The following is a 20,652-nucleotide window of genomic DNA, read 5'->3' on the forward strand; positions in this document are numbered from 1 at the left end:
GGATGACACAGCTCGTGATGACCGGGCGGTCAGTACGGGCATGTAGGCGTGCCTGGCACGACCTCGATTCACGAGCACGCTCCCATGATCGATGAAGCGACTGTGTCGAAGGGGTCATTGTGAGAGCTCCACAGCCAACATGGGAAATCTCAGCTCCCCGCGTCTCCGGACGAGCTCCAGCCTCCGTCCACGTGCAGGATCGAGCCGTTGATGTAGGAGGCATCAGACGATGCCAGAAAGTAGACTGCTTCGGCGACTTCCTCCGGTTCCCCAAACCTGCCTAAAGGGATCTCCTGTCGGAGCGATCTCGGGCGTGTGCCTGTAGCCGTTTCGCACTGGAGGTCGCCAGACGCGCGGATGTGACCTGGAGCGACTGTGGCTATGCGGATCCCAAGCGGCCCGAATTCGGCCGCCATGCATCGGGTAAGCATATCCAGGCCAGCGTTGTACGCGGCGTAAGCATGCTTCATCGAGAGAGGTAAGAGCCTGCAACTAGTTGCGAGATTCAGGATTACACTACCAGGTCGCATCGATATCGCGGCCTCGCGCACGCAGGTGAAGGCGCCAGTAAGATTTATCCCCAGAGTGTTTTTGAGCCCTGCCGTGGCCTGCTCAAGATCGGGGACGAATGTGCCATTCACGCCAAGGCCGTTGACGAAGACGTCGATGTGGCCGAAGCGTTTCCGCAAATCTTCGAAGAGCGCGACGACCTCGCTCTCGACTGTCCTGTCCACGCGGCTTGACAGGTGCTTGTCGCCGAGCAAGTCAGCGAGCTTTACCGCTGCACCACCGTCTCCGTCAGCGATCACAACCGTATCGCCGCTCGCGGCAAAGCGGCGAGCGATAGCCGCGCCTATGCCTTTAGCACCATCCATGACGACCACCGTTCGCGCACCGGTGTCCTCGACCGGGCGTAAGAGTTCTGCTCCGGGCGTCCTACCCTGAGTTGGGTGGGCTGCACCTGGTTGGTTGAATGACATCCAGCCACCATCGACTACAAGCGTCGATCCGGTGATGAAACCTGCCTGCTCACTGGCCAGGAAGTGCACGGGTCGCGCGATCTCGTCGGGACGAGCCAGTCGGCCTATCGGCACGCGGCGCCTTATTGCCCTGACGTCCAACTTGCCAGCTGTTTCTAATTCCGCGACCATTGGCGTACGCACGTAACCGGGGGCTACCGCTGTCACGCGGATGCCGCGCGAAGCCCATGCGCACGCCAGCGATTTCGTGATTGAGATCAGCGCAGCTTTCGAAGCGGCGTAGCCATTGCGCTTCGGGTTGCCGAGGAGGCCAGCAAGCGAAGCGACGTTGACGATGGCTGCGCCAGGTTTCATCAGCTTGGCGCTTTCGCACGCCATCGAGTACGGCCCGATGAGGTTTACTGCTAGAGCGCGTTGAAAATCTTGGATGGGAGTGTCGACGGTCGCAGCCATCGTCGGACCTATCCCCGCATTATTGACGAGCACTCCAATCTGCGAGAATCGTTTTTCCAGAAGGGTACAGAATGCGAGGACATCGTCGTGTCGCGACACGTCGAACTCAAGGCCGAGATTGGGCTGGCCGAGATAACGGCCCAGTTCGATCACACCGCTGTCTGGAAGGTCCACCGCGACTACAATGTCTCCACTCGTGGCAAAAATATCGACCAGCGCACGGCCGATACCCCCTGCCGCACCTGTCACGATGATGACCCGCCCTGGCTGAACCGGGCAATCGTCCAGGCGTGTCTTCACCGGGCAGGCGGTGGCGGGGGGAAAAGGAGGGTAGCGAAGTCGAATCATTATTCTTCTTCTCCACCGCCGACCCGGTTCTTTAGATGAGTTTTCAGAGGAGCGCGCCGCTTCAAAAGTTCGTAGACGGGATCATTCGGGTGCGGTGCCCCAATCGGCTGGCGAGGACCGAACAGCTCAGCTTCCGTGGACGTCGGGGGCCTCTGCTCTTCGACCCAATCATAGACTACGGTGCGTTCGAAGATGCGCCACTCCCCTTCCCTTTTCTGAAACAAATCACAGTATCGTCCGCACAGGAGCATCTGCCTCATCTCGCCTGCCTCGTCGGGTCCGCGCTGCAGCGCGATGAAATAGCTTTCTACCGCGGCCTCTGCCGAGCCCAGGAACTCGACCATTATGTTTGCAAGCTGGTGGACGTTGCGCGGCTGGGTTTTGAAGACACTAAGCGCAAGCTGAATGAACCCCCGGGCAGAGCCGGAGTAGCTTCCGTGATTGTCAGTTGCATCGGGCCAATAACAGCTGCGCAAAGCGGCCTCGTCTGCCCGGTCGATCCCTCGACAGTAACGATGGAGACAGTCGCGGATTGCTTCCCGGTCGAAGAGTTGGGTAATGGTTGCCTGATGCATCGGCTCAATAGAGGTTCAGAATTCTATGAAGCGTGTCCGCAGGACCACGCGTTATCGGCGAAGATACGCGGTTTCCGGCGCGAAGCTCATCGCTGCCCCGCCTGGACCGGACAACGGAGTTTTCGAGATTTCCCCAAAAGGGCCGGCCTTTCTGCGGTCTTCATCACCTCGTTCTTCCCTTTCGCTTACGACGGTCTATGCTTCCACGTTGACGCGTCACGAGAACTCAACCGAATGTGCGGTAATGGTTCCTGAAACCGCGGCCACTCGAACCTGAGATCCGTGGTGGTGTGCTCACTAGCAACTTGGCGCCGCCGCTCAATCGAACACGTTCAAAGTTCATGCCAATCTGGCTGACCACCCAAAGAATGCATTTATAGTGTCTTTTTCAGCTACTTAGCCGCGATATACGAGAAATGGGCTCAAACGAGCCTGTGTCGTCAGGCCGACAAAGGCGACAGTCGTCTTAACGGCCTTAAAGCCGCTGCTTGTTGAGGAGGTCGTTGAGCGGCTGGGCGTTTTGAGCCGTGCGCGTCTGCGTACGGCCGGTTCCCGATCAGGTCCAAGTCAGAATAAGATCCCTGATCCCGAATACATGACCGTTATGGGTAATCGGCGCCGCACCTTCTTTGATGCGGAAAGTCGGGATGCGCGCCAACCTTTCGCGTACGCCAACGACGATTTCTCGCCGTGCAAGGTGCGCTCCGATGCAAAGGTGTGGACCATAGCCAAAAGCGGTGTGGTGGTTCCCCCGTCGTGCCAGATCGATATTCTCAGGGCACTCGAATTCCGATGGATCACGATTGGCAAACATAGTGGCGCAGGAAACATAATCCCTTACGGATCGGCACGCCTTCGAACACGATATCCCTTGCGGCCACGCGGATCATCTGAACGGTTGAATAGGCGCGCAGCAATTCTTCAACGGCGAGCATGACCCGATCCGGTTCGTTCCGCAACAACTCCTGGTCCTTTGGATTGCGTGCGAGATAGGCCATGTCAAAGCCTATCGCAGCCGCGACCGTGTCGAGTCCCGCGACCAAGAAAAGCACACCGATGCCACGGACTTCCTCTTCTGTTAAGGAGCGGCCATCAATCTCCGCCTGCACGACAAAAGTCATGAAATCGAAAGCTGGTGTCCTGCGGCGCCTGGCTGCAAGTTCGTCAATGAAGCCCACGATAGACCGGCCTGCTGCCGTTCGCTTGTCTGCGTTACCGTGGAGGAAATCGCTTACCCAGCCAACAAATACTTCGGATCGCCTCTGCGAAAGCCCCAGAAAGCTAAGAAAGACGCTGACCGTGAAGGGCAAGGCAAAATCCCTCATGACGTCACAGCTGGCTCTCTCTCGCTATGCGGTCGATCAGCGCGCTCTCTCTCGCGGATAGTCGGCTCGAGTGCAATCACCCGCTCGGATGAGAACAGAGGATCTAGCAGTGCACGAAACACACCATGGGTCGGTGGATCCAGTTCGAGCGGGATGACCGGCCAATGTTCGGCCAGTGCGGAGGCGAAGATGCTACGATGGCTGGAAAAGGTCCTTGTATCCTGCAGCACCCGGCGCTGGTCTCTCGCGCGTGTTATGACCCAGGTACCTCGCCCATCACGCGTGTTGGACGGAGAGTAAAAGATCGGTGGCCCGTCATGAACACAGGCCACGGCAGCGTGCGGATCGCCGTTAGGCGTCGGAGCCATGCCAGGTGAACTGAAAGACTGAAGTCCCGCACCAGTTCGCGCGGTACATGATCTGGAATGGTGTTGGTCTTCACGCGCTTTGTCCCTTCTGTCAATCACTCATTAACTGCGTGGGCCGTCGAGGATCTGAGCGGAACCGATCGGGAGAATTCCGTCAAAATCGCTCTTTGCCCCTTGGGCGACAATCAAGAATGCGGGAAGGTTGGGGTAAATACCTGCTGCACAGACAGGCAGCCCGTGGTCGCGCCGCAAGAAAGTGGGCGCGATCTGCGAAACAGGTCGCGAAAAAAAAGGCATTTATCATCCGGCCTCAAGGGCATTACTCCGCTGGCTTGACAACCGCCGGCATGGTCTGGACCGGCGCCTTGCCTGCAAGGGCGGCTGCAAGATGCGCCCCGGCAAGCTCGCCTTCCCATTTCGCGACTACCACGGTCGCGACCGCATTGCCGACCAAGTTGGTTAGCGCCCGGCATTCCGACATGAAGCGGTCGATGCCGAGGATCAGCGCCATGCCGGCGATCGGTACGGATGGAACGACCGACAGAGTGGCAGCGAGCGTGATGAAGCCGGCGCCGGTGATGCCGGCGGCCCCCTTCGAGCTCAGCATGGCGACGAGCAGGAGCAGGACCTGGTCGGCGATGGAGAGCGGCGTGTCCGTTGCCTGGGCGATGAAGAGCGCCGCAAGCGTCATGTAGATGTTGGTGCCGTCGAGGTTGAAGGAATAGCCGGTCGGGATGACGAGGCCGACCACCGAGCGCTTGCAGCCCGCCTTCTCCATCTTGTTCATCAGACCCGGCAGCGCGGCTTCCGAGGACGAGGTGCCGAGCACCAGCAGCAACTCCTCCTTGATGTAGCGGATGAGCGAGAAAATTGAGAAGCCGTTGTAGCACGCGACCGCGCCAAGCGCGACGAAGACGAACAGGAACGACGTCAGATAGAAGGTGCCGATCAGCATGGCGAGGTTGGCGATCGAGGCGATGCCGTATTTGCCGATGGTGAAGGCCATGGCGCCAAAGGCGCCGATCGGCGCGGCTTTCATGAGGATGGCGACCAGCCGGAAGATCGGCAGCGTCAGCGCCTGCAGGAAATGGACGACGGGCTCGGCCTTGTTGCCGACCATGCCGAGCGAAATGCCGAAGAGGACCGAGATGAAGAGCACCTGCAGAATGTCGCCCTCGGCGAAAGCACTGACCAACGTCGTCGGGATGATGTTCATGAGGAAGCCGGTGACGGATTGCTCATGCGCCTTGGCCGTATAGGTGGCTACCGCCTTGGCGTCGAGCGTGGCCGGGTCGATATGCATACCCGCGCCCGGCTGCACCACATTCGCGACCACCAGGCCGATGACGAGCGCGAGAGTGGAGAACGTTAGAAAGTAGAGCATTGTCTTGCCGGCGACACGGCCGACCTTCGCGAGATCGGTCATGCCGGCAATACCGGTCGCGACCGTCAGGAAGATGACCGGCGCGATGATCATCTTGACGAGCTTGATGAAGGCGTCGCCGAGCGGTTTGAGCTCAGTGCCGATATCCGGATAGAAATGCCCGAGCAGGATGCCTGCGGCGATCGCTGCCAGCACCTGGACATAGAGGTGACGATAAAAGGGTGTCTTGCCGCGGACCTCCGCGTAATGTTCTGCGATCGACATGATAGCCTCCACGGGTGCATGCATGTGTCGTAAACCGGGCACGCTGAATCGGCGAAGCGCAGCGGCCCGCAGCCGGAGTCGGCGGTGCCTACCTCAATGTTGGCTCCTACTAGGGCTCCACGCGAACACTTTCCCCTTCCTCAGGGGCAAAGCAGCTCTCCATTTCCTTGCATTCTTGGCAAGCGGTCGCCGTGCACAGCGAAAATCCCTCAGCCTCGCAGAGCTTGCGGTAAAAGTACTTCTTCCACCTCATGTTGTCGGTATTGCCGGCTGCAAGCCTGGGGAAATGGGTTGAGAGCAAACGGCTGAGTTCGACCCGATCGAAAAGGCCGAGCTCCCTCCAGAGATGGTCGTGGCGTAAAGCACGGCGGGCTATGATCTTGGCGAAACTTACGCTCGCGGGATCGTCCGGTCGAGCATGCGCGAGCAGCAGACCGCGCAGAAGCTCCTCCTCCATGCCAGGCTCCGCATCGCTGACGTCTTCCAGGGAGAAAGCGTGAATCGTTGGTGCGGGAAAACTGCGGTTCACGATGTCTCGAAGCTCGACTTGCGAAAGGCCCGTTGCCTCTGTCGCAGTTGCCTCGCCGGCATCGATCTCCTCAAGCGCACGCGAAAGGACACAAGTAAGCACGTACTGATCGAAATCCATTTTGAGATCTACGGACGGCCAGACTCCGGGGGCTAGAAGTTTGGACAATTGTCGCCAACCGGGCCGATCGGAGATTCCGGCTCCAAGGACTGTTCTCCCTTTCGACAAAGCGCGGACTTGAGCTAGATTTGACATGTTGCTTCCTTCCCTCTTCGTTCCACCACACCGAGCGCCCGCGGGTGCTTGCCGCAAGGCAATTCTGGCCAAGTCGGTTCAAGTGTCGTGCCAATCGAATCTGCCGAGCCGAAGAGGTAATTTTGTGGTTGCTATTCAAGGACTAAACGAAAGTCTGGCAGGAGCTCGGGGGGATGCGGCCGTGTCAGGAGGACGACAAGGATAACATGAGATGTCGGTTCTCTGCCAAGAGTAGCGGCCGGATACTCAACAGGAAACGCCGAACCGTAACGCGGCAAATCGGCCTCGCAGGCGATAGTACGCGCCAGCAGCTACCGGCCCATCGCGCCGACGGGCTGAGCCTTGAAAGGCGCCTGCTGGAGTTTGTGGCCAAAGGCAATACGCGCACACCAACATGGCCATGCGCGCCACAAAGCAGTGCTGCTGCAGTTTGGATGTCAAGTGGCACGGCTCTTGCTGCTTGCTCGTCGGTAGCCGCCAAGCTGCCAATCGCGGCGAAGACGCCGGTTCTCTTCCGAAGGATGCTGATGCCAATGAAGAAGGAGAAATGCAGATGCCAATGACAAAAAAAATTCCCTTCGTTGCCTTTCATACGCGCGTTCGCGACGAGACAGTGAAGGGGCCGAATCTCTACCGGTGGGAAGTCAGAACAACCGAGGATTACTTCAGCGGCAAGCGCGTCGTTCTATTTGCGCTTCCCGGTGCGTTCACCCCGACTTGCTCGACTCGGCAATTGCCCGATTTCGAGAAGCTATATGACGAGTTCCGGGATGCGGGGATTGAGTCGGTCTATTGCCTATCAGTCAATGATGCCTTTGCCATGAATGCGTGGGGTAAGGCCTTAGGGGTAGAAAAGGTCAATCTCATTCCGGATGGTTCCGGCGAATTCACTCGCAAAATGGGCATGCTGGTCGCAAAGCACAATGTTGGCTTCGGGATGCGCTCTTGGCGCTACGCTGCCGTGGTCAATGATGGCGTAGTGGAAAAATGGTTTGAAGAGGAAGGTCTCTCTGACAACTGCGAGTCCGATCCCTATGAGGTCTCTTCTCCGCAGAACATTCTCGAAACCTTGAGGACCGCTCCCGCCTCTTGAGCGGTCCCCAACACGATTTTGATGCTTCTGTGGATGTCCCCGCCGCTGAGCAGGGCAAAAGACGGAGTTCCCCACAGTCAGCGCGTTTCGTCCGACGCGCTGCCCGCTATAGCCTCTACGCTTCGCCCTTCTGGGGTCAGAACAAGAGCAGTCCGAAATCGTACGCTTAGGGCGAACGGAATGAGAACTTATGCGACCCGCCGTAGCCCGGCTGGCAGACGGAGCGATCGAAATCCGTTCGGCATCTGATGTTCGGCATCCCAGGTGTAGATGCCGGTAAGGTTGATGTGATGTGTTGAGATGGACGGCTCCTGCTCCGCAACCGCTGTGCCATAGTGGCATGCGGTCAGAAACGATAGAGGAGCAGTTCATGAGAAAGATTACGACGATTGGCCTTGATCTGGCGAAGAATGTCTTTCAGGTACATGGCATCGATAACCTCGGGAACGTTATGGTTCGGCGGCAGCTTCGGCGAGGCGAGGTACTACGGTTTTTCCGCGGTATCCAACCGTGCCTTGTGGGCATCGAAGCCTGCGGAAGCTCGCATTACTGGGCTCGGGAAATCGAGAAGCTTGGGCATGTCGTCAAACTCATGCCGGCTGGGTACGTGAAGCCCTACGTGAAAAGAGGCAAGACAGATGCAGCCGATGCTGAGGCTATTTGTGAGGCCGTAACACGGCCGACGATGCGGTTCGTCGCTGCGAAGTCTGCCGATCAACAGTCGGTACTGATGATGCACAAGGTTCGTGAGCTTCTTGTTCGCCAGAGAACGATGCTGATCAATTCATTGCGTGGGCACTTGAGCGAATTCGGCGTCATCGGTGCTGGCGGGGCAAAGAACGTCCCCAAACTTGTCGAGCATTTTCACGAGATCCAGGGCAGCTTGCCGGAGCTGGCGCGCGCAATGCTGTGGACGATTATTGATCAATTGCAGCGATTAGGCGCCGAAGTCGTAAAGATCGAAAAGAAGATCGTAGACAGTGTCAGAGCTGACGCAGCAGCACGACGCCTTCTCTCGATACCAGGTGTGGGACCCATAACAGCGAGCGCCATCACCGCGGCGGTGTCGGACATTAGAAACTTTTCCTCCGGACGGCGCTTCGCTTCCTGGTTGGGATTGACGCCAAGACCGCACAGTTCCGGCGGAAAGGAACGCATGAGCGGCATTAGCAAGCAGGGCGACGGATATATTCGAAAGCTATTGGTTGTCGGTGCAACCGCAATAATCCGTTTCGCAAAGGATGGAAGCAGCGCCAGTCACGATTGGGCTGTGAGCCTGATGGACCGAAAGCCAGCAAGGGTCGTAACCGTCGCGCTCGCGAACAAAACAGCGAGGATTATCTGGGCGCTCCTGGTCCGCGAGCAGCAGTATATGAAGTCCGTTGCGGCTTGAATGAGATTTCGGGCGTAACTTTACGTCCGAGATGGCGGAGAGGTGCTGAAATGTGATGATCAAGCCGGTCGGACCGGAGACGAGGAAAGCCCCTGGGAGCATTGAGCTTGTAAAGCCCGATGATGTGTTTGGGACCTTGTCTGCGGACTTCATCATGGCCAGCGACCCGTAGGTCGCACGAGTAGGCCGGACACATGATTGCAATCGACCGAGAGATATCGCATGAATCACCACTGTGCCGCAGGAGCCGTCCACACATGTTCCCAACCGAGCGGCGAGATGTGCTTCAACAGAGTATCAGGAATATCTTGACCTGCTCGTTTCAGCTGTGTGATTGCACGGTCGAGATAGACGGTATTCCAATGGACGATCGCACTGACGACGAGGTTGAGACCAGAGGCGCGGAACGCCTGGCTTTCGAACGACCGGTCGCGGATCTTGCCTCGCTCGTGGAAAAAGACAGCGCGTTTCAGCTTATGGGCGGCCTCGCCCTTGTTGAGACCGGCTTCGCATCTCCGCCGTAGTGCCGGGCTTGAGTACCATTCGATCATGAAGAGCGACCTTTCGATACGCCCGAGTTCGCGGAGCGCCCTCGCGAGATGGCTTTGCTTCGGAGATGCGGACAGTTTCTTGAGGATTGTAGACGGCACCACGGACCGCGTCGTGATTGACGCGGCGAGATGGAGTAGATCGTCCCAATGGTCGAGAATCAGGGTGGTGTTGATCGGCGCCCCGATATGGTTCGACAGGGTCGGATATGCGTCGCTCTTCTCGAACGTGTGGAACTTCCGGTCTTTGAGATTGCGCAGTCGCGGTGAGAACCGCTTTCCGATCAATGCGAACAGCCCGAAGATATGATTACTGGCCCCGCCTGTGTCGGTAAAGTATTCATGGATGTCGAGGACCGTGTCCTGATCGAAGAGCCCATCGAGCACATAGGCCGCCTCGCTCTCGGTCGGACTGATGGGCAAAATGCTGAAATAGCCGTACTGATCAGACAGATGGCTATAGAATTTCGATCCGGGTTCGCTGCCGTAATGCAAATTGATGTCTCCGCGCTTTGCAGCCCGGTCGCTCGCACGGAAGATGTCAATCGGCTTCGTAACGGGACCCCATATCGGCTTCCAAAAGGGACCCCTTCCTCTGGTTGCATAGGGTCAGCGCGCGTAGGCCCGGAGCTGTCCATTTAGCGCAGGGGCCTGCGGGCGCGGGTTGTTTGTCTTTTCGGCTTTAGCTTTGAGAGCGGTTTTTGAAGCGCCAGGATTCATTCCCGGTCTCAACGATTTCGCAATGGTGGGTGAGCCTGTCGAGCAGAGCGGCGGTCATCTTCGCGTCGCCGAACACGGCCGGCCACTCGCCGAACGCCAGGTTCGTCGTGACGATGATCGAGGTCCGCTCGTAAAGCCTGCTGATCAGATGGAAGAGGAGCTGTCCACCGGCCTGGGCGAATGGGAGATAGCCGAGCTCGTCCATGATGACGAAGTCGAGCCTGGTGATGAAGTCGGCAAGCCGCCCCTGTTTGCCGCTACGTGCTTCTGTCTCGAGCCGATTGACGAGGTCGACGACGTTGAAGAAGCGGCCTCGTGCGCCGTTGCGGATCAGGGCACGGGCAAGCGCGATGGACAGGTGGGACTTTCCCGTGCCGGTCCCGCCGACCAGAACGATGTTGTGCTGCTCGGCGAGGAAGGCTCCGGTCGCGAGTTGGCGCACCAGCCCTTCGTTGACCGGCGTGTCGGTGAAGTCGAAGTCGTCGATGTCCTTGGCCAGCGGCAGCTTGGCAACGGTGATCTGGTATTTGATGGAGCGCGCCTGCTTCTCGGCGATCTCCGAGTTCAGCAGGTCACCGACGATGCGCGGCGGTTCGTGCTGGCGCTTGATGCCGGAAGCCATGATCTCGTCATAGGCGCTGCGCATGCCGAACAGCTTCAGCGTGCCCATCATGTCGAGGATTTGCGAACGTTCCATAGGCATGTATCTCGGCTGGGCGACCGACCGCGGTCGACAGCACTGAGTATTTGTTGTTGTCGAAACGCACGAGGCAGGTCTTGCCGATCGAGGCTTGCACAGCATGGAAGCCGTCGAACTTACCCGGATAGCTGACCAGATGCGGCTTCTCCGTTTCGAATACCTCCCAGATCGTGCGCTCCGTCTGATCGACATGCTTATGAGCACGGGCGTAGCTGATGCACTTGTCCAGCAGCCAGCCATTCAGCTCGTCGTAGGATTTGATGCGGATTCCGACGTGAAGCCGGCCGCCAATCCGACCAAAGACCGGCCACCATTCCGATTTGAAGCCGGCCACCATTCCAATCAAAATCCGGCCAGTTTTCGACACTGAAGATACCCCCTGGGTCAGCAACTTTGGCATCAATCACCTCGCGATGAACGAGGACATTTTGATGCCGGCAAAGAGAAGGCTGACCATGAGACAATTAAGACAAATGCTTCGGCTTGCCGGAAGCGGGACGAGCTCCCGCGAGATCGCCGTCGTATTGGGAATAGCCCGCAGTACGGTGCAGGATAATCTTCAGCGCGCAGCAGCAGTTGGGTTGAGCTGGCCCCTACCGGGGGAACTGACCGATGACGCGCTCGAGAACAAGCTCTTTGCGCGCAATGGCGTCAAACAGGGCACGAGACGACGCGTCGAACCCAACTGGGCCGAGCTTGCCGTCGAGCTCAAGAAGCCCGGCGTCACCCTGCTTATCCTCTGGGAGGAGTATCGTGGGTCGCATCCAGAGGGTTACGGCTACAGTCGCTTTTGTGAGCTCTTCCGTGGCTTTGAGCAACGGCTTTCGCCGACGATGCGCCAGGAGCATGCGGCCGGCGACAAGGTCTTCGTCGACTATTCCGGCAAGAAGATTCCGATCGTTGATCGCAAGACCGGCGAGATCCGCGAAGCGGAGATATTCGTGGCGGTGCTGGGCGCGTCTAGCTTCACCTATGCGGAGGCGACCTGGACGCAAACACTGCCGGACTGGATCGGCTCACATGTCCGGATGTTCCGCTTCTTTGACGGCGTTCCCCGGCTGATCGTTCCCGACAATCTGAAGTCAGGCGTCAGTCGCGCCAGTTTCTATGATCCCGAGATCAACCGCAGCTACGGCATGATGGCTTCTCACTATGGCGTCGGCGTTCTTCCAGCACGGCCACGAAAGCCCAGGGACAAATCTAAAGTTGAGAACGGGGTCCGTTTTGCCCAATCGTGCATCTTAGGGCGTCTGCGCAATCACACGTTCTTCTCGCTTGCTGAGGCTAATGCTGCCATTGGCCAGGCACTCGATCGCATCAATGATCATGTCATGCGCCGGCTCGGCGTCAGTCGCCGGCAGCTGTTTGAGAGTGTCGAGCGCGCCGCGCTCGCCAATCTTCCCGGTGAAGACTACGAATTCGCCGAATGGCGTTTGGTCCGCGTGTCGACCGATTATCACGTCGAGTTCAAGACCTTCCTCTATTCCGTACCGCATGGCCTCATTCGCCAGCAGGTTGATTTGAGAGCGACGGCACGCACCATCGAGATCTTCCACCGCGGCAAGCGCGTCGCCGTTCATCAGCGGCGGTATGGCGGCACTCGGCATGGAACCGACCCGGATCATATGCCCAGTTCCCATCGGCGATATGCCGAGTGGACACCCGATCGCTTTCGGCGCTGGGCTGCATCCATTGGGCCGCAGACCGAAGGTTTGATCACTGCTGTTCTTGCCAGTCGTCCGCATCCTGAACAGGGCTTTCGAACATGCCTGGGCATTCTGCGCCTGTTTCGCGATATCACGCGAGATCGGGCCGAGGCGGTGTCAGCTCGCGCTGTCGAGATCGGCGGTCTGAACTGCAAGAGCATCGCCTCGCTCCTGGCCAACCACAGGGCCGCGCGCCATTCCACCGAACCGACGGCCATCGTTGATCACGCAAATCTGCGTGGCCCCGACTACTTTCATTGAGGAGACAAACCAATGCTGAGCAATCCCACCATCGACATGCTGCGCGAACTCGGCCTTTACGGCATGGCAACAGCCTTCCAGGAGCTTGACGCACAATCCGAAGCCCGCGGTCTTGAGCATGGAGAATGGCTTTCCATACTGCTCGAACGGGAGGCCACCATGCGCCGACAGAAGCGCTTCGAAGCCCGTGCCAGGGCCGCCAAACTACGCCATGATGCACAGATCGAGAATGCCGACTTTCGGGCCGCTCGCGGCCTCGATCGCAACCTGTTCATGGCGCTTGCCGGCTGCGACTGGATCAGAAAGCATCACAGTCTCCTCGTCACTGGGCCAGCCGGCGTCGGCAAAAGCTGGCTTGCCTGCGCGCTTGGTCACAAAGCATGCCGCGAAGACTTCTCCGTCGCCTATCACCGGGTTCCTCGGCTGTTCGCCACGCTCGCACTTGCAAGAGGCGACGGGCGATACGGCAGGATCCTCAAATCCTTGGCCAAGACCGACCTGCTGATCCTTGATGACTGGGGACCGGAAAAACTCAACGATGATCAGCGGCGCGATCTCCTCGAGATCATCGAAGACCGCTACGAGCGGCGCTCGACGATCATCACCAGTCAGGTGCCCCTGGATCGCTGGTACGAAATCATCGCAAACCCAACGCTTGCCGATGCCATCCTGGATCGCCTCGTTCACAACGCCTATCGCATCGATCTCACCGGCGAAAGCATGCGAAAACAGCGCTCGCCAGTCGCACCCGAAAACACCAAAGCTTGACCTGAAACGAAACCAGATCCAAACATCAGACAGACCCAGGATCAGTCCGAGAAATGGCCGCCTTCAAATCGGAACGCCGGCCGGAATGAAATCGGAATGACTGGCCGGCTTCAAATCGGAATCGATGGCCGGCTTCGTCGGAATACGCAGGATTTGAAGCGCAGCCGCGGCGTGAAGAAGCGTTCCCGCACCAGATTGACCTGGTTCTCGACCTGGCCCTTCTCCCACCCCGACGCCGGCGTGCAAGCCACCGGTTCGATCAGATAATGGCTGCACATCTGCAGGAAGCGGCGATTGTATTGCCGTTCATTGCCGACGAAGACCGTCTCCACCGCGGTCTTCATGTTGTCGTAGATGCCGCGCGTACAGGCCCCGCCGAAGAAGGAGAATGCCCGGTCATGGGCGTCGAAGACCATCTCCTGCGTCTCGCGCGGGTAGGCTCTCACATACATCATCCGGCTATGGCAGAGCCGGACATGCGCCACCTTCACCGTCGTCGTCACACCGTTCAGCACGACGATCTCGTGGCTCCAATCGAACTGGTAGGCCTCGCCCGGCGCGTAATAGAGTGGCACATAGGCCTCCGCCGTCACGGACCCGCGCTCCTTCGCCCACGTCCGGGCATAGCGTCGGACGGTGTCGTAACCGCCTTCGTAGCCCAGATCGCGCAAATCCTCGAATATCCGGATCAGCGTCAGCCGTTCGCGGGAGGATTTGGCTTCATTGGCAAGCAGCATTCCATCGAGCTGATCGCGCCAAGGGCCGAGCTTCGGCTGAGGCTGACGGGTCCGCTCGTATTTGAATTCCGTCTCATCGGTGCGCAGAACCTTCCGCACCACTTTCCGCGATATGCCCAGCTCCCGGCAGATCGCCTTGATCGACTTACCCTGCACACGGGAAAGCCGCCGTATCTTCAGAATTGTCTCCACAACAAGCATCCAAATAAAAAGCCTCCGATGAAACCGGAGGCTGTTGTAACCCCATCGCAGATGGGGGTCCCGTTTGGACGCCGATCACCCCATTTGCGGGGTCCTTATTCCATGCCTAATCACAGCCTATCTCACGGACGTCATCACCAAGATCGTCAATGGCCATCCGAACAGCCAGATCGATGACTTGTTGCCATGGTCATATCGCCCGGATAAAATGCTCGGATAAGTCCACGAGCGGGTATGTCATGACCGAGAAAAACACTTGGGAACAGGACGGAATTGATTCCGGTTGGTTCTTCGCCAAGGACGTCGGATCGTTGCGAAGCAACGTCAGCTACCGCCCCGGCGGTTGGTGGTTCCTGGCGAAATGGCTACCCGATACTGTGGAACATGATATCGGGCCATTCAAAACAAAAGTCGCAGCAATGGCTGAAGCGGAGCGCCTTGCGGCCCTGCAGTGACAATGACACACGTCAAGCGTTGAATACCGTGCTGTCAGAACAGCGCCTACAGTGAATCGGCATGCTTGAAGACCGCAGGCGAGAACGACCCTCCCAGCATTACACCAATTGCAGCGGTCATTGGCAGTCGAGCCAAGGGAGGCATCGCCACCGGCAGCTTGAACAGCGCAGCCACGCCGGTGGCGATGATTGCGCCGGCGAACCAGGCGAGCGGCATACCGAAGTGCCATATCACCCAACCGCTAAGAGCTCTCAGCGAGAGAGTGAGGGCAAATTTGGCAACTGACGCACCGTACTTACTCATCACGCATCATCGGCCATAGGACGCCCGGTCGCGTAATAGGTGACCTTCGGTGCGATATAGCTCGCGTCGTTTGCATTGCCGAGCGGGTAGATAAAGCGGTGCGACGCCTTTGGCCGGATCAAAGCCTCATCCGTTGGGACAAATTAGCAGTGAATGCAGCCGACTTGTCGGATCGCTTGGCGCCGAGAACCATCACACGACCTTCGCAATTCCTCTTGTGCACGGGGATTGGGATGCTACGGCCGAAGACGGTGACACCGTTAATCATCCTGGCCAAACCTTCGCGCTCCACAAATCGCGTCGTCGTCACGCCGCGATCGTTAGACTTCAGTTCCCCACGGCAGCAACGGGGTCCCTTCCATTGGCAGGCGCACTGCGGCAAGTCGTGGGGCTTGAGAGTGATGCACCGCCGGCGTGAAGGACAACGGCTGCTCTACCGCACGAGAGCAGAGGGTACGTACCAAGCAGACCTGACCTATTCGACGCCACAGGTTCATCCGCGCCGGGTCACGCTGCGTCGGATCGGGGCTCCGAATGACGACGCCCGGAAGTCAGTGTTGATTTCATGATGTTTCTCTTTGGGCTATCATACCAACATCGTCGTTCACGATCTTTCTTGCCTCGACGGTGGCCGGTAGACGGGTGTCCTTTGGAAGCTCGGGCAGTAGGAGCCGCCAGCCGTTTGCAAGCACCACAACGCCACCCCATAGGCTTTCGTTCTCCATCTCGACGATCGGCTCTTCGAGATCCTTCCTGGGAACATATGCTGATAAGCCATTGTCGGTTCTGCGAATTGTTACTTTCATCTGCCTTTTCCTTCGCTCCGATGCGTGCATTCAGTAGCAGTTTTCAGACTTGGGACCTCGTCGAGGCTCATCAGTTCACGCGCACGCATTCCTACGACGATGCCACGATCAATCCATTCGACGGCATAGATGTAAAACTGCTGGAGAAAAGTCCCCACATCGCGCACAAAACCCGCGTCGCCTTTCCTGACGAGGCTTGCTCCGATCTCTTTCCCGGGATAGGTGCCGTCATTCTTGATGTGACGTGTGGCACAAACCCGCTCACCCGGCATAAACCGCGGAGGATTATGGATTTCGACCTCCTCTTCGCGTCCAACACCCATCCCCATTTCTTTCATCGTTGCGGTTACACAGGGAAGACTCATGGCCGGCCGCGCGCGTAAGCTCGGCCATTGCATTCCGGGTTTAAGCCGGCACGCAGGTCTTCGGCATCGGACATACCGAGGCGCATTGCTGGGCCTCGTAAACTCCCTCGCATTCGGTGCACTTGTCAGGGTCAATCACGTACTTCTCGCCCTTCAACTCGATGGCATCGGAAGGACATTCGAACTCGCAGGCACCGCATTGGGTGCATTGGGATGCGATGATTTTGAAGGCCATTGATCAACTCCTGTTTGTGTCTGGATAGGCAAGCTCAAGCTGTTGCCTGCGATGGATCGATGCCATGCTCAGCGGCGTAAAGAGCGCTAATCGCGGCTTCGATGTAATCATAGCTAAATGCCTCCGTTGCCCGGATCCCAGCTTCCATGAGCTGCTTCTTGGGACAATTTCCAATCTTGGCACACAACACTACGTCTATGCCTTCGAGTGCAGCAATGATACCACCGAGGGTGCCCTCCTCGCCCCAGCCCCCACGGCAATACGGCTCGATCTTGCGATGCCCCACAAATTTAATCCCTGTCTTCGAGGCTTCATAAACTTGGAACTCCTTCGCATGGCCGAAGTGTTCGTTGATGCGTCCGCCCCCCTTCGTCGCAACAGCCACTTGAAGCGACCCGCGCGTGCTCATTGATGCAAGCGTCGTCATAGCCTCGTTCTTAGCTGCCAAATGGTCATCGAGGATGCGTGCAACCACCTCGCGGTAGGCACGACGCTTGCCACCGTTGTAGCCAAATTCGGGCGGAATGTGGTCGAGCGTGAACTCCTGGCCGCGATCAGTGCCGAGAAGGCCGACTGCATCGGCGCGGCACTGTCGGCAGTGACGCATCAGCTTGGCGCCACCTTCGAGACGATCCTGAAGCGCCTTCAGTTCGAGCGCATTTGGGCCGCGCTGTCCGGTGAGGCCAAAACAGGTGCCGTGTGCCGGGTCGGAGATCAGCGGCATGACGTTGTGCAGAAATGCGCCGCGCTTTTTGACCCATTTGTTGACTTCGATCAGGTGCTGGTCATTGACGCCGGGGATCATCACCGAATTAATTTTTGTTAGGATGCCGCGTTCGCTCAGCATCTCAAGCCCCAACATCTGCCGCTCATGCAGAATTTTGGCAGCATCCATACCGGTGTATCGGCGATGACGATAAAAGATCCACGGGTAAATCTTCTCGCCGACTGCGGGGTCAACCATGTTGATGGTGATCGTCACGTGGCTGATGTTCAATTCGGCCAACTGATCGACACGCTCCGGCAGGGCAAGTCCATTGGTGGAAATGCATAGCTTGACGTCCGGGATCTCCCTAGCGACGCGTTCGAAAGTCGCCCTCGTCTTCTCCCAATCGTAGCAGGCATCGCCCGGACCCGCGATGCCGAGAACGGAAAGCTGCGGCAATTCGTTGGCGACGGCAATCACCTTACGCAGCGCCTGGTCCGGTGTCAGCTTTTCCGAAACGACGCCAGGCCGACTTTCGTTGGAGCAATCATATTTACGATTGCAGTAATTGCATTGGATATTGCAGGCTGGTGCGACTGCGACGTGCATACGCGCAAAATAGTGGTGCGCTTCTTCTGAAAAGCATGGGTGATCCTTGATCTTCTCCCAGGTAGCCGAATCCATGTGGGTTGGCCTCGAGGACAAGCCGCAGGACGAGGATGCGCAGCCACCGGATTTCGCGGTTGTCAGCAACTGCCCAGAGGATGTCGTCTTGGCCAGGCTTTCAAGCGAAATAATCGGTGCACTCATCGAACAGCTCCACTGGTGAGTAAGGTCGTTGTCAAATATGCAAGCGCTGTGCCAACCAAATCAGATCGTAATTTCAACACGTTGTTGTTTCGTGTTCGATTTGCGCCAATTGCTCCGACGCCGTTTTGTCGAAGTCGCGACAATAAGCGGCCAAATTGGACAATAGACCCGCGTGCCTGAGGAAGAGGGGTTGCTCACGCCCAAGATAACGTCGGCTCACCACTTAGATCTTCTTCACCTGTATACGATGGCGACGCAATGCATAGCCAACTTGCCGCGGTGTGAGGCCTAGAATCCGAGCTGCCTTTGCCTGAACCCAGCCGGCCTTCTCCATAGCACTGATTAGCAACTCGCGGTCGGTTAGATGTGGTGCCACCGTTAAGCCGGCCGGTCCGGTGGAGTAACCGAAGCTGACCGGGGATTCGACCGTCCCATTGAGTGTATTGCCCGCAAGTGGCCGGTCAGCGCTTTTCCAGAGCATTGAAGAAAGGCATTGGTCTTTCAGACAGGAGAAATCTGATGGAAGGATCGTCCCCGAACGCGCGAGAGTGGCGGTCCTCCGGACGCAATTTTCAAGCTCTCGGACGTTGCCGGGAAAGTTGCATTTTGACAAGAGCTCGAGCGCAGCCGGCGTGAATGTGAGATCCCGATTGTTTTCTCGGTTGAATCGGTCGAGGAAAACCCTCGCAAGGCGTGAAATATCTCCATTTCGCTCCCTGAGAGGCGGCAAAAATATGGGTACCACATTGATCCGGTAGTAGAGGTCGGCCCTGAACTCCCCATCCGCGACTGCCGCCTCTAGATCCTTGTTCGTGGCGCATATGAGTCGAACGTCCACCTTGAGTGTTTTTGTGCCGCCGACTCGCTCAAGCTCACCCTCCTGCAGGACGCGCAACAGTTTCGCTTGAAAGACCGGCGAAATCTCGCCGATCTCATCGAGCAGCAGGGTTCCACCGTGCGCCAATTCGAAACGACCGGCGCGCTGGGAGATGGCCCCAGTAAAGGCGCCCTTTTCATGTCCAAACAGTTCCGATTCCAGCACACCTGCAGACAGTGCGGCGCAGTTCAACTTCACGAAGGGCTTCTTTCTTCGAGGTGAAAGCTCGTGAATGGCCTTTGCAAAGAACTCCTTGCCTGTGCCGCTTTCGCCCCTGAGAAGTACTGCAGAATTGGTTATTGCAACAACTTTCACGCTTTCGACCACCTGTTTGAGCGCAGGGCTTTCCCCAACGATCCAATCGATTTTTGTGAGGCGCTGGCCAGGTTCGGGGAGTTCCTTCTTGCCTGAACTAGTTTTGCGGGCTCCTTCCTCGCCCAAGGTTGGTTGACCATCGCGGCTCTGGTGGCGATCCAACCGAACGGCCCGGGCCGCAAGGTTGGCAATCATGGACAGGAAACGTACCTCTTCCTCAAATTGTATCCTGGTGCCGCCATCCTTGATGCGGTCGAGCCATAGCGTTCCAAGCGTTTCTTGATCCACCTTCATCGGGACGCCAAGGAAGGTGGTCGGGCCGGTGGCATTCGAGCTGGTTTGGAGCTCAGCCTGGAACAGGTCCGACTTGCAAGTGTCCGGCACGACCAGTGGCGCGCCTTTTGCGACGATTCTGTCTATTGCAGCCTTCGCCGGAATGCAGCGAGCGCCTTGAGATGCTTGCTCCACGCCAAGCGCTGCAACCATCTCGGGCGCTCCTCCAGCATTCAGAACGACGATTGCGCCGCGCCGCATTGGGAGCATTGCGGAGAGGGCGCTAATGACATTGGCAAGCTTGGCCTCGAGACTGGCTGGACCAATCAAGACTTTCGATACCCGATAGATACCGCTGGCCCAAAAATCCGGTTTGTGCATAGTTTGAGCGGATCGTTCAGTCATACCCTCATTGAGCCCATTGTGCAGCATTTCAGCCTGGAGACACCGTCTGGACCGCTCATGCTCCCAACGAAAACCCACCGCGATGCTAATATTATTAGGTGCTTACATCGGCACTTGAGAGTACGCGAATGTAGCCGTCTTGCTCGACAAAAGCGAGATGCTTTTGGGTTTCATGAGGACTAGAGTTAGCTGCTATTAACCGAATTTGAAGAGGACACCGAATCCACCTCGTGGGTAGCTCCAATCGATATCACCGTTTGCTTCGCACAATACTCTACATGTACCGCACTCCATGCACCCGTCAGCAGTAACTTCGACTTGTCCGTTTTCATTTACCTCATAACATTGGGCTGGGCAGATCCGCGTCAGTGCGAGCAAGTTTGCGCTCGGAGACAGATGCGGTCGCACTTTAATATGCGGCCGCCCCGCGTCCACCAGATAGCGATTCTGGTAAAGCCTGTCCTCGATGCGAACGAATGGAGCTGTCATCTCG

Annotated in this window: 18 protein-coding genes and 5 pseudogenes; 6 read left to right on the forward strand and 17 right to left on the reverse strand. The window is 57.8% G+C overall.

Annotated elements, in window-relative coordinates:
• Window positions 1–149 precede the first annotated feature (149 nt).
• The 5 genes and pseudogenes from ACK9YZ_RS34605 to ACK9YZ_RS34625 all read right to left on the reverse strand — a co-directional run bounded on the left by ACK9YZ_RS34605 (window position 150) and on the right by ACK9YZ_RS34625 (window position 6,481).
• Complete coding sequence (locus ACK9YZ_RS34605; protein WP_416068570.1) at window positions 150–1,781, reverse strand: SDR family oxidoreductase; 1,632 nt, start codon at window positions 1,779–1,781, stop codon at window positions 150–152.
• Complete coding sequence (locus ACK9YZ_RS34610) at window positions 1,781–2,356, reverse strand: nuclear transport factor 2 family protein (RefSeq protein ID WP_416068571.1); 576 nt, start codon at window positions 2,354–2,356, stop codon at window positions 1,781–1,783. The genes ACK9YZ_RS34605 and ACK9YZ_RS34610 overlap by 1 nt, the downstream gene beginning before the upstream one ends.
• Before the next feature lie 556 nt (window positions 2,357–2,912).
• Window positions 2,913–4,123 (reverse strand): annotated as a pseudogene (locus tag ACK9YZ_RS34615) (cytochrome P450).
• A 245-nt stretch (window positions 4,124–4,368) separates the two neighbouring features.
• Window positions 4,369–5,697 carry a dicarboxylate/amino acid:cation symporter gene (locus ACK9YZ_RS34620; RefSeq protein WP_416068572.1) on the reverse strand — a complete coding sequence of 443 codons (1,329 nt, stop codon included), beginning with the start codon at window positions 5,695–5,697 and terminating at the stop codon, window positions 4,369–4,371.
• Window positions 5,698–5,806: 109 nt separating this feature from the next.
• A complete protein-coding gene (locus ACK9YZ_RS34625) occupies window positions 5,807–6,481 on the reverse strand; it encodes a nitrogen fixation protein NifQ (RefSeq protein WP_416068573.1) in 675 nt (224 codons plus the stop codon).
• A 553-nt stretch (window positions 6,482–7,034) separates the two neighbouring features.
• On the opposite strand from ACK9YZ_RS34625, the gene ACK9YZ_RS34630 reads away from it, so the two are divergent.
• The gene (locus ACK9YZ_RS34630; protein ID WP_416068782.1) at window positions 7,035–7,574 is read left to right on the forward strand and encodes a peroxiredoxin; all 540 of its coding nucleotides are present in this window, start codon (window positions 7,035–7,037) and stop codon (window positions 7,572–7,574) included.
• A 370-nt stretch (window positions 7,575–7,944) separates the two neighbouring features.
• Entirely contained in the window at window positions 7,945–8,967 is a 1,023-nt protein-coding gene (locus tag ACK9YZ_RS34635) for an IS110 family transposase (RefSeq protein ID WP_416068574.1), read from the forward strand.
• A 254-nt stretch (window positions 8,968–9,221) separates the two neighbouring features.
• Here the strand turns inward: ACK9YZ_RS34635 and ACK9YZ_RS34640 are convergent.
• The 3 genes and pseudogenes from ACK9YZ_RS34640 to ACK9YZ_RS34650 all read right to left on the reverse strand — a co-directional run.
• A pseudogene (locus ACK9YZ_RS34640) lies at window positions 9,222–10,055 on the reverse strand (Tn3 family transposase); the annotation flags it as partial.
• Between the two features lie 142 nt (window positions 10,056–10,197).
• The gene (gene istB, locus ACK9YZ_RS34645; RefSeq protein ID WP_416068548.1) at window positions 10,198–10,932 is read right to left on the reverse strand and encodes an IS21-like element helper ATPase IstB; all 735 of its coding nucleotides are present in this window, start codon (window positions 10,930–10,932) and stop codon (window positions 10,198–10,200) included.
• A pseudogene (locus ACK9YZ_RS34650) lies at window positions 10,889–11,203 on the reverse strand (Mu transposase domain-containing protein); the annotation flags it as partial. The pseudogene ACK9YZ_RS34650 and the gene istB (ACK9YZ_RS34645), both read right to left, overlap by 44 nt.
• A 187-nt stretch (window positions 11,204–11,390) precedes the next feature.
• Here ACK9YZ_RS34650 and istA (ACK9YZ_RS34655) point away from each other — a divergent pair.
• Window positions 11,391–12,902 carry an IS21 family transposase gene (gene istA / locus ACK9YZ_RS34655; RefSeq protein WP_416068575.1) on the forward strand — a complete coding sequence of 504 codons (1,512 nt, stop codon included), beginning with the start codon at window positions 11,391–11,393 and terminating at the stop codon, window positions 12,900–12,902.
• A gap of 12 nt (window positions 12,903–12,914) precedes the next feature.
• Complete coding sequence (istB, locus tag ACK9YZ_RS34660; protein WP_416068576.1) at window positions 12,915–13,670, forward strand: IS21-like element helper ATPase IstB; 756 nt, start codon at window positions 12,915–12,917, stop codon at window positions 13,668–13,670.
• Window positions 13,671–13,819: 149 nt separating this feature from the next.
• Here the strand turns inward: istB (ACK9YZ_RS34660) and istA (ACK9YZ_RS34665) are convergent.
• A pseudogene (gene istA, locus ACK9YZ_RS34665) lies at window positions 13,820–14,608 on the reverse strand (IS21 family transposase); the annotation flags it as partial.
• Window positions 14,609–14,723: 115 nt separating this feature from the next.
• On the opposite strand from istA (ACK9YZ_RS34665), the pseudogene ACK9YZ_RS34670 reads away from it, so the two are divergent.
• A pseudogene (locus ACK9YZ_RS34670) lies at window positions 14,724–14,828 on the forward strand (transposase domain-containing protein); the annotation flags it as partial.
• Window positions 14,829–14,847: 19 nt separating this feature from the next.
• On the forward strand, window positions 14,848–15,063 hold the full coding sequence (locus tag ACK9YZ_RS34675; RefSeq protein ID WP_416068577.1) for a hypothetical protein: 216 nt from the start codon (window positions 14,848–14,850) through the stop codon (window positions 15,061–15,063).
• 46 nt (window positions 15,064–15,109) lie between these two features.
• Here ACK9YZ_RS34675 and ACK9YZ_RS34680 read toward each other — a convergent pair whose 3' ends face one another.
• The 8 genes from ACK9YZ_RS34680 to ACK9YZ_RS34715 all read right to left on the reverse strand — a co-directional run bounded on the left by ACK9YZ_RS34680 (window position 15,110) and on the right by ACK9YZ_RS34715 (window position 20,648).
• Entirely contained in the window at window positions 15,110–15,367 is a 258-nt protein-coding gene (locus ACK9YZ_RS34680) for an AbrB family transcriptional regulator (RefSeq protein ID WP_416068578.1), read from the reverse strand.
• Window positions 15,367–15,489 carry a hypothetical protein gene (locus ACK9YZ_RS34685; protein WP_416068579.1) on the reverse strand — a complete coding sequence of 41 codons (123 nt, stop codon included), beginning with the start codon at window positions 15,487–15,489 and terminating at the stop codon, window positions 15,367–15,369. The genes ACK9YZ_RS34680 and ACK9YZ_RS34685 overlap by 1 nt, the downstream gene beginning before the upstream one ends.
• A gap of 441 nt (window positions 15,490–15,930) precedes the next feature.
• Window positions 15,931–16,173, reverse strand: a complete 243-nt coding sequence (gene nifT / locus ACK9YZ_RS34690) for a putative nitrogen fixation protein NifT (RefSeq protein ID WP_416068580.1) — start codon at window positions 16,171–16,173, stop codon at window positions 15,931–15,933.
• The gene (locus ACK9YZ_RS34695) at window positions 16,170–16,496 is read right to left on the reverse strand and encodes a nitrogen fixation protein NifZ (RefSeq protein ID WP_416068581.1); all 327 of its coding nucleotides are present in this window, start codon (window positions 16,494–16,496) and stop codon (window positions 16,170–16,172) included. The genes nifT and ACK9YZ_RS34695 overlap by 4 nt, the downstream gene beginning before the upstream one ends.
• Before the next feature lie 82 nt (window positions 16,497–16,578).
• On the reverse strand, window positions 16,579–16,773 hold the full coding sequence (locus ACK9YZ_RS34700; RefSeq protein ID WP_069456679.1) for a 4Fe-4S binding protein: 195 nt from the start codon (window positions 16,771–16,773) through the stop codon (window positions 16,579–16,581).
• A 34-nt stretch (window positions 16,774–16,807) separates the two neighbouring features.
• Window positions 16,808–18,289 carry a nitrogenase cofactor biosynthesis protein NifB gene (gene nifB / locus ACK9YZ_RS34705; protein ID WP_416068582.1) on the reverse strand — a complete coding sequence of 494 codons (1,482 nt, stop codon included), beginning with the start codon at window positions 18,287–18,289 and terminating at the stop codon, window positions 16,808–16,810.
• A 223-nt stretch (window positions 18,290–18,512) separates the two neighbouring features.
• On the reverse strand, window positions 18,513–20,159 hold the full coding sequence (nifA, locus tag ACK9YZ_RS34710) for a nif-specific transcriptional activator NifA (protein WP_416068583.1): 1,647 nt from the start codon (window positions 20,157–20,159) through the stop codon (window positions 18,513–18,515).
• A 195-nt stretch (window positions 20,160–20,354) separates the two neighbouring features.
• Complete coding sequence (locus ACK9YZ_RS34715; RefSeq protein ID WP_416068584.1) at window positions 20,355–20,648, reverse strand: ferredoxin family protein; 294 nt, start codon at window positions 20,646–20,648, stop codon at window positions 20,355–20,357.
• Between the last annotated feature and the right edge of the window lie 4 nt (window positions 20,649–20,652).

The organism is Rhizobium sp. ZK1 (genome assembly GCF_047782645.1).
Classification (GTDB): domain Bacteria; phylum Pseudomonadota; class Alphaproteobacteria; order Rhizobiales; family Rhizobiaceae; genus Rhizobium.

Coding starts and splice junctions, on each gene's coding strand:
- nifB (WP_416068582.1), bottom strand. CDS start 18,289: ATGAGTGCACCGATTATTTCGCTTGAAAGCCTGGCCAAGACGACATCC.
- ACK9YZ_RS34610 (WP_416068571.1), bottom strand. CDS start 2,356: ATGCATCAGGCAACCATTACCCAACTCTTCGACCGGGAAGCAATCCGC.
- ACK9YZ_RS34700 (WP_069456679.1), bottom strand. CDS start 16,773: ATGGCCTTCAAAATCATCGCATCCCAATGCACCCAATGCGGTGCCTGC.
- istB (WP_416068548.1), bottom strand. CDS start 10,932: ATGGAACGTTCGCAAATCCTCGACATGATGGGCACGCTGAAGCTGTTC.
- ACK9YZ_RS34620 (WP_416068572.1), bottom strand. CDS start 5,697: ATGTCGATCGCAGAACATTACGCGGAGGTCCGCGGCAAGACACCCTTT.
- ACK9YZ_RS34605 (WP_416068570.1), bottom strand. CDS start 1,781: ATGATTCGACTTCGCTACCCTCCTTTTCCCCCCGCCACCGCCTGCCCG.
- istA (WP_416068575.1), top strand. CDS start 11,391: ATGAGACAATTAAGACAAATGCTTCGGCTTGCCGGAAGCGGGACGAGC.
- nifA (WP_416068583.1), bottom strand. CDS start 20,159: ATGACTGAACGATCCGCTCAAACTATGCACAAACCGGATTTTTGGGCC.
- ACK9YZ_RS34695 (WP_416068581.1), bottom strand. CDS start 16,496: ATGGGTGTTGGACGCGAAGAGGAGGTCGAAATCCATAATCCTCCGCGG.
- nifT (WP_416068580.1), bottom strand. CDS start 16,173: ATGAAAGTAACAATTCGCAGAACCGACAATGGCTTATCAGCATATGTT.
- ACK9YZ_RS34675 (WP_416068577.1), top strand. CDS start 14,848: ATGACCGAGAAAAACACTTGGGAACAGGACGGAATTGATTCCGGTTGG.
- ACK9YZ_RS34715 (WP_416068584.1), bottom strand. CDS start 20,648: ATGACAGCTCCATTCGTTCGCATCGAGGACAGGCTTTACCAGAATCGC.
- ACK9YZ_RS34630 (WP_416068782.1), top strand. CDS start 7,035: ATGCCAATGACAAAAAAAATTCCCTTCGTTGCCTTTCATACGCGCGTT.
- ACK9YZ_RS34680 (WP_416068578.1), bottom strand. CDS start 15,367: ATGAGTAAGTACGGTGCGTCAGTTGCCAAATTTGCCCTCACTCTCTCG.
- ACK9YZ_RS34625 (WP_416068573.1), bottom strand. CDS start 6,481: ATGTCAAATCTAGCTCAAGTCCGCGCTTTGTCGAAAGGGAGAACAGTC.
- istB (WP_416068576.1), top strand. CDS start 12,915: ATGCTGAGCAATCCCACCATCGACATGCTGCGCGAACTCGGCCTTTAC.
- ACK9YZ_RS34635 (WP_416068574.1), top strand. CDS start 7,945: ATGAGAAAGATTACGACGATTGGCCTTGATCTGGCGAAGAATGTCTTT.